Origin of the sequence: Frateuria aurantia DSM 6220 (genome assembly GCF_000242255.2) — a bacterium.
Lineage (GTDB): Bacteria > Pseudomonadota > Gammaproteobacteria > Xanthomonadales > Rhodanobacteraceae > Frateuria > Frateuria aurantia.
The window spans coordinates 1,294,792-1,307,619 of sequence record NC_017033.1; the positions used below are offsets into that span (position 1 = coordinate 1,294,792).

Here is a 12,828-nt window from a genome sequence, read left to right on the forward strand (position 1 = left end):
GGCCATGCCTGTGCCGGGATGCTGGAGCTTGGGTATGGCGACCAAGCCTGGCCACGATCAAAGTCGGCAGCCGGAACAGGAGATACGCCAAAGGCGATCCCGTCGTACCGCCTTGACAAGGTGGCCAGCTCGCTGCCAACGAGACAGAGTCGCTGGCTGGGCTGTGGTGTCCGCTGCGTTTCGGGCCTCCGTATGGCGCCGCGGATCAAGTCTCGCGTGCCATGGCCACGAGCCTGCGGCGACCGCCAGCTCGACGCTCCGTTGGCGAGGTCAGGATCCGTTCAGTCATTGAGCTTGCTGACGAACGCGTTGCGCGTAGGGCCTGCCGCAGCTGCACCGGTTGAGGACCCGCTGCCGGCGGATGCCCAGGACCGGGGAGCCTTGGTCAGCAGGCGACATCTGCGCATCTTCAACCCGACCTGTCCAGGCGATCTCCGGTTGCCAGAACCGGGCTGATCAGGGCCGAGCGGGTATCCCAGTGGCCCAAGCCGTTGCCATGGCAGAAGCCCTGATTCGTTGAGGCGATAAGATTGCTGTCGGCTGTTGTCTCAGTCGGCCGCAGGCCCCTGATCAGCTGTACTGAATGTCACCAGGCTTCGCCTGGCCTGGGCTTGTACGGCGCGTTGCAGGGCCGGCGTCCAGCCCAGAAGCAAGCCTTTGACGCCAAGCGCCTGGCGCGACCAGCGCCAGAGATCGAAGCGGTCATCATGCATGGCGATCAGGCCGTCACGAAACCCGAAACGGGCCTGCACCTCGTTGACTACGCTGCGGCCAGTCTGGCTGAACTGGTAGCGAGCCACCCAGTGCGCCTGCCCGCTGGAGTCCTCACTGCGAACCTGATCAAAATCCACCGAGAAGTCATGGGCCCGCCGAATCAGCATGCGCCACATGTCACCGACCTCCCGCCCTTGCAAACGGCCGAAGGCCGGATCGCTGAACACGATATCTTCGGTATAGCAGGCAATCATGGCTTCGGCATCGAGGCGCTGGAAGCCCCGATAGAAGCGTGTGATCAAGGCACGCTGCGCATCGCTCATGGAGTCGGTTCCGGAAGAGGCTCGAGGGCACGATAACGGGCACAACGGCAGAATGCCAAGTGAGGTGCCGGCATCACGTGTATGGGGCGGTCAAGCGGTGACCATTCAGGCATATGCGTTGGATTTTTTTCGCAGAGCGCATTCGTTCAAGCGGTGCGCTGCCGAAGTTCGAGACCTTATTGGATTGCATATTCTTTGCATCGTATGAGTATTTTATCGCGCAATAAAATACGATTGTCGCGCGGAGTGGAGGCGAGATTGGCTCGTCAATCAGGCCCGATGGGCAGGTCTGGAGCAGGCCGGATGCCGTGGGGTGCTGGGATAACTGAATATGTCCAATTTTTGTTTGGTTGTGCAGGTGTGATTATGTTAGTGTGATTAAAGTCATCTCGGCATCCATTTAATGATGCCCTGCCTGCCATCAATGCCCTTGCTCAACGCGATGGCTAGTCATCAAGGCTTATGGATTGCATGGCTTCAACTGGTTTCGTTCGCGGTGAGTGGGCTGAGTTGCTTGTCGAATGGCTGGCCGGCGAGGGGCGCACAGCCGATGCCGAGGCCATGAAGCTCAGGCTGGCCAATTTCGACAGTGAGCATCCTATTCCCTGTCCGGTCTGGCACTCCGCACTTGATGATACGGCCTCGTCACTTTCCGTTGAGGCAATTCTTGGTCTCGGCCTGGGAACCATGGTTGAGGCCAGGCATTGTGGCGTAGCTGCCTATCTTGCGCTTTCTGCAAACACGCTCGGGGATGCACTTGAGATCTGTCGCCGATATGAAGCGCTTTACTGTGGCGGCTTCACGATTGAAGTTGTCGATCTGGGCCATCTGGTCGAGATTCGTTGGGTATCAGATGTCAGCCATTTGATCACTTCGATCATGGGAATGCTCGCTTTGGTGGTATTCGTCCAACGAGAGACCGGGCTGTATTGTCCGCCATCAAGGGTTGCATTTTCTGCAGCGGGGTCCGAGCTGGATCGCGAATTGTGCGAGGCACATTTTCATTGCCCTGTGTGCCTGGGAGCGGATCACGACAGTATCGTTTTCCCATCCAGCTATCTGGAGCTGCCTATGAAGCAGCGATCAAGCCAGGTTGCAGAGGCGTTGCAGGAGAAAATGGACTGTGAACTGGACAGGTGCAGGCAGAGGGCAAGATCTCTGGAAATGCAGCTGAAGCAGACGATCGGGTCAATGCTGCTGAAAGGTTCTGCATCCCTGGTTCAGGCGGCGCAGTCGATGTGCATGTCATCACGAACGCTTCAGCGCAAGCTCCTTGAGGCGGGTTTGAGTTGGCATGAACTGCTGGATGAAGTACGCCATGAGCTTGCCGACAAGTATCTTCACGACTCCACGCTGTCGATTGGCGATATCGCCGTATTGCTCGGCTATGCCGAGCCCGGCAACCTGACCAAGGCCTTTCGCCGCTGGCATGGCATCACGCCACAGGAATTCAGAAAGCAGCTCTGTCTTCTCGTCTGAAGTCGTGATCGGCCTGTGCAGTCGGTGTTGTTGATGACCTGGCGCCGCCTTGTTGATGCACTTTATTGGAAGACGTTGCCGTTGAATGCAGCGTTGGGTAGTGGTTGCGAAACGGATCCGTTCTTGTCTGCCCGTTGCCTGTCCTGCAGCAGCCAGGTCAGTGGGGATGAACGCTCTTGGTGCATGGTCAACGCAGCATTCTGCTGACCATATTAAATTGTGACTAATGCACTGTTTAAATCGGAAATATTTCACACTATGTCGCAATATGACAGGATATTGTCGCTTATTGGCGATTTTTATCTGCTGTGCATCACATATTATTTCGGTGGAGTCGGGTCGCTACCTGGGGATGTCGGGCCAGCCTGATTTTTGGATGTATAGCTGTGCGAGGCATGGGAGTTGCCCCGTCGGTGAGTTGATGATTTTTTGGACGTCTGTATGACATGCCGTCATGGGCAGAAGTCATGCTGAGGTCAGATCTTTGATGAAATCCGCGATGTCACTCTTTCGAGCAGGGGCTTAGTGTGAACAAGATATACAGCAAGGTCTGGAATGCGGCTCTCGGGCAACTGGTGGTGGCTTCCGAGCTGGCGCGTCTTGGTGGCGGACCATGCTCAAAAGGCAGTGGTTGTGCGGATCGTCGATCACGACTTTCGATAGCCCTCACAGGCGCCTTGCTGGCGGCCTTCGGGGCGATGGATGGACCCGATGCATGGGCCGCCCAGTCATATGTGGGAGGCATTTTTACTTCCATCGGTTATGGATTGGGTACATCTACTCCCAATTGCTCGGACACTGTCTATCAAACATATGGGCAGAATGGTTATGGACTTGGTAGCAGTGGATCAAGCCAAGATGGGTCCAACAATACCTCCCTTAAATATTACGGCGCAGATGTCATATGCGGAACGTCGGATGTGTCGACTCAGACCAATCGCATTCTTGCTTACGCCAATGATTCGACCAGCAATGCCACCAATCTTTCCGTTGGTGGCACGCTGTATGTCAATACGGCAGCAAATTTGCAGAATGCTACCATCAACAATCTGACGGTCACCGGCGCATTCGATTTGCCCTATTTTGTGGCCAATACGAGCCTGTCCACCGCCACGGCGACGGGTGAAAACGCCATCGGCATCGGATTTGGTGGTACGGCGGCCACGGCAGACAGTTCGGTAGCCATCGGCAACAATGCCGTGGCCGACGTGGCCAACAGTGTCGCGCTGGGATCGAATACAGCGACCCGGGCAGGCACGGATGTCAGCAGTGCCACCGTAGATGGAGTGACTTACAGCGGTTTTGCCGGTACGTCCGCGGCCAGCGCCGGAGTGGTGAGCGTGGGTTCGGTCGGTGCGGAGCGGCAGATCCAGAATGTAGCGGCCGGCGAGATTTCGGCCACGTCTACTGACGCGGTCAATGGCTCAGAACTCTATTCCGGTCTGAGCACGACCAGCGGACTGGTCAGTTCACTTTCAAGTTCGACGTCGACCGGTTTTGGTTCCTTGAGTACGGGGATCGGCTCGGTATCGACGGGACTGAGCACGACCAGTGGCAACCTGGCTACACTTTCGACCTCGACATCAAGCGGCGTGGCATCTCTGTCCAGTGGACTGGTCACGACCAACAGCAATGTCGATTCGCTTTCGACCTCGACGGCCGCCGGATTGAGTACGGCGACTCTGGGCATCGGCTCGCTGTCGACCGGCTTGACGGTCACCAACAGCAACTTGACTTCCTTGTCAGTATCCACGTCCGATGGCCTGGGGTCGCTCTCTACCGGACTGGATGTAGCCGACAGTCACCTGAACTCTCTGTCGACCTCGACGGCCAGCGGGCTGGGTTCGCTTTCCACCGGTCTTGAAACCACCAATGATCAAGTCGTTCAATTGTCCAGCTCGACCTCGACGGGTCTCAGTACCGCGACGGAGGATATCGGATCGCTTTCGACGGGGCTGACTGCCACCAATACCACGGTGAGCAACCTGTCGACCTCGACCTCGACAGGTCTGAGTACGGCGACCGTCGGGATACACTCCTTGTCCAGTGGCCTGAGTACCACCAATGATGATGTGGCACTGCTTTCGACCTCGACCTCGGCGGGTATCAGTACGGCCAGTTCCGGCATCAGTGCACTGTCGACGGGCCTGACGGCGACCAACAGCAATGTGTCGGCGCTTTCCACTTCGACGGCGGCAGGTCTTGGTTCGCTGTCCACGGGGCTGGGTGATACCAATGACGATATAGCGTTGCTGTCGACCTCGACCTCGACGGGGCTGAGCACCGCGGATGAACATATCGGCTCGCTTTCTTCCGGCCTGTCGGTGACCAACAGCAATGTTTCGGCCTTGTCGACTTCCACTTCCACCGGGCAAGGTTCGCTGTCCACCGGTCTCAGCAGCACCAACAGTTATGTGGCGGCACTTTCGTCTTCCACCTCGTCTGGCTTGAGCTCGGCCACTTCGGGTATTGGCTCCCTGTCCACGGGGCTGAGCAGTTCCGAGACACGGCTGACGGAATTGTCGGCGTCGACCTCGACCGGGCTCAGCACGACGGCGACCGGCATTCATTCGTTGTCTACAGGTCTGACAACCATCAGCGGCAATGTCGCCACGCTTTCGACCTCGACCTCGACAGGTCTGAGTACGGTCACGGACAGTGTGCATACGCTTTCAACGGGCCTGGATGCCACCAACAATCATCTGGACAACCTGTCGGTATCCAGCTCCACCGGGCTCAGTACGGCGACGGTACGCGTCGATTCCTTGTCCACGGGGCTGGAATCAACCAACAGCCAGATGTCGACCCTGTCTTCTTCGACTTCTACGGGGCTGGGGGGCCTGTCTTCCGGTCTGGAGTCGACCAACAGCAATGTGACGGCGCTGTCATCATCCACATCCAGCGGTCTGAGCACGGCGAGCTTCGGCATCGGCTCACTTTCGACGGGGCTGAGCACAACGGACAGCAATGTGGCGGCGCTGTCCTCATCGACATCCAGCAGTCTGAGCGCGACAACCTCAGGGGTCAATTCTTTGTCCACGGGTTTGAGCTCGACCAACAGCAATGTGGCGAGCCTCTCGACTTCTACGGCCAACGGCATGGGGTCGCTCTCTACCGGTCTGGCATCGACCAACAGCCATCTCGACAATCTGTCGGTTTCGACTTCCACCGGTCTGAGCAGTGCGATGGCCGGCGTGGGCTCGTTGTCCAGCGGTTTGGCGACAACCAACAGCAATATGACGTCCTTGTCGTCATCGACGTCGAGCGGACTCAGCACAGCTGCGGCAGGTGTTCAGTCCTTGTCTACAGGGCTGAGCTCGACCAGTAGCCAGCTGACCGGGCTTTCAAGTTCAACCTCCACGGGACTGGCTACTCTTTCCAGTGGATTGACGACGACGAACAGCCATGTGGCGGCTTTGTCCTCTTCAACTTCCAGCAGTCTGGGTGCTCTTTCGACAGGCTTGAGCACGACCAATGACAATATCGCCGCAGTTTCCAGTTCGACCTCGGCGGGATTGAGTACGGTGACTACCGGCGTCCACTCGCTGTCCGCCGGTTTGAGTTCAACATCCAGTACCGTTGCGGCCTTGTCGACCTCGACCTCGACCGGTTTGGGTTCGTTGTCGACGGGACTGACAACGACCAACAGCAATATGGCAACTTTGTCGACCTCGACCTCGGCAGCCCTCAGCACAGCCAGTGAAGGTATTGGGTCACTATCTACCGGACTGACAGCTACCAACAGCAATGTGGAGGCTTTGTCAGTATCCGCATCGACGGGCGTGGGATCGCTTTCCACGGGCCTGGCCACCACCAGCAGCAATCTGGCGACGCTGTCCTCGTCCACATCGTCAGGCGTGCGCTCTCTCAGTACCGGCATCGGCTCCTTGTCTACCGGGCTGACAGCCACCAACAGCAATGTCGAGGCGCTTTCGGCAGCGACTTCCAGCGGTGTCATGGCGCTGTCCACCGGTCTGGTTTCAACCAACAGCAATATCGCGACCTTGTCGAGCTCGACTTCAGCGGGTCTGAGTACGGCCAATACCGGGATCGGTTCACTGTCCACCAGCATCGAATCGGTGCACGCCACTACCAATTCGCTGTCCACCGGTCTTGAAATCACCAACAGCACGATTGCGCAGAATTCGACTGCGACGGCGGCCAGCCTCAGTACCATGGGAACCAGCTTGAGCACGACCAGCAGCCAGCTGACGACCTTGTCGGTATCTACCTCCAGCGGATTGGGTTCCTTGTCCACCGGACTGAAGACCACCGGTCAGAATCTGGCCAGCCTGTCCGGCTCGACCTCGACGGGTGTTTCTTCGCTGTCATCAGGTCTGGCCTCGACCAATGGACATGTGACGTCGCTTTCCACGGCCTTGAGCACGACCACCGGAAATCTTCAGGCGTTGTCTACTTCCACGTCGAGTTCGGTCGCGGCGCTTTCCAGCGGGGTGAGCGGAATCGGCAGCAATGTGCTGGCGCTGTCGACGTCCACTTCCGGAAGCGTGGCCTCGCTTTCCAGTGGTCTGAGCACCACTCACAGCGGTCTGACTGCGCTGTCGACGTCAACGGCGGTAAGTGTGGCCTCATTGTCGACGGCTTTTGCACCCATTGTCGATGCCAGCGAGGAGGCGGCCAAGAGTGAAAGCAGTATTGGCGTCACCAAGGAGGGCGGGAGTAATCAAGACGGTACCAGTCAGACTTACGGCACGGGAGGCACTGCTCGTGCATCATCATTGTCGACGGTGATCGTTGCCAGTTGCAGCAAGGCATCGGGTATCGACAGCACGGCGGCAGGCTTGTGCTCCCAGGCGAAGGGGACGGGAGCGACCTCCTACGGTTCCAACGCCCAGGCGACAGCCGAGGATACAACGGCGGTGGGCAACCGCGCCGTGGCCAGTCAGGTCGGGTCAGTCGCCATCGGCCAGAATGCGCAGGCAACAGGTGATCCGACCGTCGCGGTAGGGCAGAGTGCAGTGGCCTCCGGCAACAATGCCGTGGCACTCGGGGCCGGAGCGCAGGCGACTGGCAGCAATTCGGTGGCCCTGGGGGCCGGTTCGGTCGCCAGTCGAGCCGACAGTGTTTCGGTAGGGTCACCTGGCAATGAACGGGTGATCACCAATGTGGCTCCGGGCACGAACTGGAGCGATGCCGCCAACGTCGGCCAGTTGAATCAGGTTGCCGGTCAGATCGGCAGCATCGGCGAACAGGTGGTCAATCTTTCGCGTGCGGCTTATTCAGGTATCGCGATGAGTGCCGCACTGGCCGGGCTTCCTCAGGTTGAAGAAGGCAAGACCTTCGGTATCGGTGCGGGTCTGGGCAATTATGCCGGCTACACCTCTCTGGCGGTCGGCGCCAGTGCCCGTTTTGGTGATGATACGATAGTGAAAATGGGCTTGAGCACCAGTCCTGGGCCGGGCGATGGCCATGTGCTGTTCAATATGGGGGTGGGCTATTCCTGGTAAGGCGCAACGCAAGCAAAGGTGCTGGTATGTATTCCCATGGATGCGTACTTGCGGGCCGGCGGGCTCGGCACATTCAGTAGGAGGCGGTCCGTGCTGAGCGGCCACGGTACTTCCTCCGGTCTGCGAGTCGGCATCACCATCGGTCTGGCCAGTGAGAGTGAGACGCTCTGGAACAACGGCATCAAGCAGAACGCGATTTTTCTTGCCGAGACTTTGCGCCATTGTCCGAATGTGTCCAGTGTCGTGCTGGTCAATACGACCTCGGTACGGATCAGCAAGGCGCTGCCATGGGATCTGGATCGCTGGCCGGTGATTGCTCTTGCCGAGGCCAAGGATGGGCTGGATGTACTGATCGAGCTGGGTGGTCAGGTCGATGCCGACATGACTCGTCATCTCAAAAGCCGGAATGCCCGGCTGGTATCGTATTGCTGTGGCTTTGAATATGTCCATGCCATGCAGTCGGTGATTTTTGGCCGTCCAATGTGGGGCGACAAGCTCTTCGTCAATCAACACTATGACGCAATATGGATGGTGCCTCAGGTAGCCGCCGGCAGTCAGCATTATTTTCAGACCTTGCGACGGCGACCGGCCCGGACGATACCTTTCGTCTGGTCACCGGTGCTGCTGGAGCAGCGCGCGGCAGATCTCTCCGTTGACCCCGTCCATGTCCCCCATGCCGGGCCACAGCGCTTGACTGTCATGGAGCCGAATATCGATGTCGTCAAGTTCTGCCTTTATCCGATTTTGATTGCCGAGGAAGCCTACCGCAACGATCCCGAAAGCATCGCTTTCCTGCATGTGACCAATGCAGAGCATTTGGCCACCCGCAGCCCGGAATTCATTTCGCTGATGGGGCATCTGGATCTGGTGCGCAACCACAAGGCCTCTTTCGTGGGGCGTTACGATACCGCTCGATTCTTGGCCGAGTTCACCGATATCGTGATTTCCCATCAATGGGACAATCCGCTCAACTACTTCTATTTCGACGTCTGCTGGCTGGGCTACCCCTTGCTTCACAATGCGGATCTTTGCAGGGACCTGGGCTATTACTACCCAGGCAACGACGTGCAGTCTGCCGCCGCCATGTTGCGGCGAATCATTGTTGCGCAAGAGGATTTTGACGCCGCGGCCTACCGTCAAACCCAGCGCTCGGCCATCGCGCGTTTCCTCCCGGAAAATCGGCATGTGGTCGAGACCTATACCGAATTGCTGGCCAGTCTGATGGCGGCAGCACCTGTTTGAGTTGACCATGCCAGACCAGCTTTGCAGATCAAGCATCCGAGTGGGGATATCCGTATTCGCCAAGGCTGGCGCCCAGCTGTGGTCCAGCGGGCTCAACCAGAATCTGGCTTTTCTGGTGCATTTGCTGCGTCAGAGCGAACGCATCGGCCGGATCGTCCTGCTGAATGGTGGTGATGTCGATCAATTACCCGCAGGCATGGCTGATGGGATACCTGATCTGGTGCTTGTCCAGCCTTCGGAGGTAACCCATGAGCTGGATCTGGTCATCGAGATGGGGGCGCAGCTGCCACTTGAATGGTTGCGGCATGTTCGTGCTCTGGGTACGAAGATAGTGACCTTTTTCGTTGGGCACAGCTATGCCGAAATGGGTGAGACGCCGATATTCGGGCGGGAGGCCGGACACCTGTTCAGCGGAACACCCTGGCATGAAGTGTGGACGCTGCCTCATCACATGCATGCCAGTGGGCCGATGTTGCGTACGCTGAGCCGGGTGCCCGTGCATGCCATGCCCCATATCTGGTCGCCCATGTTTCTTGAGCAGAGAATCCGGGAGCTGGGCACGGAGGGACTGGAATTCGGCTTTCAGCCGGCCGCGCAAGATGCCTTGATATGGCGCGCGGGTGTATTCGAACCGAATATTTCGGTGGTCAAGAACGCCACGATCCCCATGCTGGCCTGTGAGTCGGCTTATCGCCAGGATCACTCGGCGGTGGAACGGATGATGGTGATGAGCAGCTTCCACATGAAAGAGCATCCCACGTTTCATCGTTTTGCAGCTCATCTGGATATCACGCGGTCGGGTCTGGCCTCCTATGAGCCGCGGCTGGATTTCGCTGAGGCCATGACGCGACATCGCCTGAACGTGGTTGTGTCCCATCAATGGGAGTGCGGTCTGAATTACCTTTATTACGATGCGCTTTACGGTGGCTATCCATTGCTGCACAACTCGCCATTTCTACAGGCCGCAGGGGTGGGTCTGTTTTATCCGGGCTTTGAAGCCGGTGTTGCGGGGGACTTGCTGCTGAGTGCGCGACGCATGAGCACGAGTGACTGGGTGACGTACAGACGGGATGCTCAGCGTTTTCTCCGATCAGTGGCGCCGGAGCAACCGGCACATGTTCAGGCCTTCATGGATCGCATCACCGCCTTGGTTGATTCCGGGGGCATTGCATGAGCAGGCATTCCAGTGGGCGGCCGGAAAGACCTTTGCGGGTAGGCGTGACCCTGCATCTGCGTGAAGGCGCACAGTCCATCTGGGAAAACGGCATTTTCCAGAACTGCGTATTCCTCGCCCAGCTGTTGCAGCAACATCCCTGGGTTGAACAGGCTGTATTGTTGCGCGATGGGCCAGGCATCCAGGCAGCCGAGACCATGATGCTGGATGGAACCGGTGTCCGGATGATCGGGCTTGAGGAGGCCGGGCAATGGCTGGACGTGATTGTTGAGATGAGCGCTCAGCTGGATGAGGGCTGGGTCAAGGCTTTTCAGTCACGCGGAGGTCGCTACGTATGGATGCGCGTGGGCAATGATTACGTGATCGATATCGAAAGGGCCATGTTCAACAAGCCCTCAGGTGGTCTGACCAGCGACAAGCCTTACGATGCAGTCTGGACGATTCCGGAATACCGCCACAGTTGTCACGACTATTTCGGCTTGATGGCGCGAGCGCCCGTGCAGGTGCTGCCGCATCTGTGGAGTCCTCATTTTATCGAGCGCTCAATTGCGCAGCTGCCTCCGGAGTTGAGCTGGGGCTATCAGCCGGCTCGATCTCGATGGCGAGTCGGAGTGTTCGAGCCCAATGTCTGCATGGTCAAGACATCCCTGATTCCGATGCTGGCCTGCGAAGAAGCCTATCGGGCGAAGCCCGGCTTCCTTGAAATTCTGCGGGTATGCAATGCACTGCAGATCAAGGAACATCCCAAGTTCTTGCATTTCGCACGTCAGCTCGATGTCGTCAATCATGGACTTGCCAGTTTCGAGGGGCGCTATCCCATCGTCGATTTCATGTCCCGCCATGGGGATGCCGTGGTTTCGCACCATTGGGAAAACGGCCAGAACTACCTTTATTACGAGCTGCTCCACGGCGGATATCCACTGATTCACAATTCCGAATTTCTCGGCGGATTGGGCTATCGCTATCCAGACTTTGATTGCCAGCTGGCAGGAGAGGCTTTGTTGCAGGCATTCGCGCAGCATGACGCAGAGCTGGCTGATTACAAGCGCCGTGCTGCCAGCTATCTGGAGGGCTTGAGCGTGGACAGCGAGGACAATATACGGACTTACGGTAACGCCTTGCTGGATCTGTATCACTGAGCAAGGCCATCTGATGCGTCTGTCGGACAAGATCGGGATGCCCGTCTTGTCATCAGCGCGGTTCGCGTTTCAAGGCGTGACGAAATCCAGAGCCTCGGAGCGCAGGCAAGTCAGGTCCAGATCATGCCGTCTTTTTGCAGGGAGCGGCATCGGCAACATGATCATGAGCCAATACCCAACATCCATCTTGTTCGTATGCTGGGCAATATCGGTCGCTCGCCATTGGCCGAAGGTGTGGCTTGCAGGCGACTTTCCCGATGGTCGTGGCTTCCTGCGGCACGGGGCGCTGGCATGTGGGCGAGGCTAAGGCATGTGGCCATCTGGATGTCGGATGAGGCCTTGGCTATTATTTCTGCGGTGGCGATGACTTGCAAGGATGCAGTCCATGAAGTCAAGGCTTTGGTGGGGCGTTCTCGGATGGGTGATCTGGTCGTTGAGCGGATGCCTGGCTGATGGCTTGCGCGCAACTGAGTCCGGATTGGTGGAGAGTCGGTTGCTGATGCGCGGCACGGTTGACATCAGTGGAGATGGGCGACTTTTGGGCTGGTCGATTCCCCATTTCGAAACGGCCTCGAAGGCAGTTCGCGAGGAAGTGGAGCAGGCGATCGCCGGTTGGCGTTTCAAACCATTGCCCGGTGATATCAAAAAGGGCCGCTGGTTCATGGCGCTTTGGCTGGCAGGTCCGAAGGCAGGTTCGGAGCCGCGGCCGGCTGGTTTGGCTGGCGTCAGTTTCAGCCGCATTGGCCTAGCCGATATCTTTCAGAGCGGGCAGGCAGGGCCATCTTTCGCCTATCCGCATCGGATGATTCGGGATCAGGTCGAGGGGCGGGTAAAGGTGCTGGTCGAGATCGGTCCAACGGGGCGGGTGCTGCATGCGGATGCAGTTCAGGTCAATCTGTTCCGACAAGCGGCCACGTTCGAGATGCGCCGTTGGCGACGACTGTTTGCGAGGGCCGCCGTTGATGGCTTGCGGCATTACAGGTTTGCTTCGCTTCTGCAGGTGGGGCAGGCGGATTCTGAAAAGGTCCTGCTGGTCGTGCCCGTGGATTTCTTTCTGGATCGTGATGGTGCCGCCCGGGCATCGCAGGAGTGCCAGAAGCCCTATGGTATCTGGCTGAGCTATATCCCGGGTCCCATGGCAAAGCCGGCCTGGGTGCCAGCCGCCCTGATCAATGAGATGGGAGTTGCCATTGAGCCGGATGTTCCGCGGGTGATCGACTTGCGTGTGCGGCTGCTGGACCCGCCGAGGGGGCTGGCGGGGATGGATTTTCCCGACGGTTAGACCGCGG

General features: G+C 58.2%; 7 protein-coding genes and 1 pseudogene. 7 read left to right on the forward strand and 1 reads right to left on the reverse strand.

Annotation, left to right across the window (positions count from 1 at the left end):
- Nucleotides 1–548: 548 nt before the first annotated feature.
- A complete protein-coding gene (locus FRAAU_RS05945) occupies nucleotides 549–1,037 on the reverse strand; it encodes a nuclear transport factor 2 family protein (RefSeq protein WP_014402663.1) in 489 nt (162 codons plus the stop codon).
- Between the two features lie 471 nt (nucleotides 1,038–1,508).
- Here FRAAU_RS05945 and FRAAU_RS05950 point away from each other — a divergent pair, with 471 nt between their 5' ends.
- The 7 genes and pseudogenes from FRAAU_RS05950 to FRAAU_RS05990 all read left to right on the forward strand — a co-directional run bounded on the left by FRAAU_RS05950 (nucleotide 1,509) and on the right by FRAAU_RS05990 (nucleotide 12,821).
- Nucleotides 1,509–2,516, forward strand: a complete 1,008-nt coding sequence (locus FRAAU_RS05950) for a helix-turn-helix domain-containing protein (RefSeq protein ID WP_014402664.1) — start codon at nucleotides 1,509–1,511, stop codon at nucleotides 2,514–2,516.
- Between the two features lie 527 nt (nucleotides 2,517–3,043).
- Nucleotides 3,044–3,175: pseudogene (locus FRAAU_RS17965) on the forward strand (ESPR domain-containing protein); the annotation flags it as partial.
- Between the two features lie 261 nt (nucleotides 3,176–3,436).
- Nucleotides 3,437–7,984 (forward strand): YadA-like family protein, encoded by a 4,548-nt coding sequence (locus FRAAU_RS17185; RefSeq protein WP_245546441.1) that lies wholly within the window; start codon nucleotides 3,437–3,439, stop codon nucleotides 7,982–7,984.
- A gap of 90 nt (nucleotides 7,985–8,074) precedes the next feature.
- Nucleotides 8,075–9,226, forward strand: a complete 1,152-nt coding sequence (locus FRAAU_RS05975; RefSeq protein ID WP_014402666.1) for a DUF2827 domain-containing protein — start codon at nucleotides 8,075–8,077, stop codon at nucleotides 9,224–9,226.
- Nucleotides 9,227–9,233: 7 nt separating this feature from the next.
- Entirely contained in the window at nucleotides 9,234–10,400 is a 1,167-nt protein-coding gene (locus FRAAU_RS05980; RefSeq protein WP_014402667.1) for a DUF2827 domain-containing protein, read from the forward strand.
- Nucleotides 10,397–11,539: a DUF2827 domain-containing protein gene (locus FRAAU_RS05985; protein WP_014402668.1), complete on the forward strand. Its 1,143-nt coding sequence runs from the start codon at nucleotides 10,397–10,399 to the stop codon at nucleotides 11,537–11,539. Before FRAAU_RS05980 ends, FRAAU_RS05985 begins: the two co-directional genes overlap by 4 nt.
- 385 nt (nucleotides 11,540–11,924) lie before the next feature.
- On the forward strand, nucleotides 11,925–12,821 hold the full coding sequence (locus FRAAU_RS05990; RefSeq protein ID WP_014402669.1) for an energy transducer TonB: 897 nt from the start codon (nucleotides 11,925–11,927) through the stop codon (nucleotides 12,819–12,821).
- The last annotated feature ends 7 nt before the right edge of the window (nucleotides 12,822–12,828 follow it).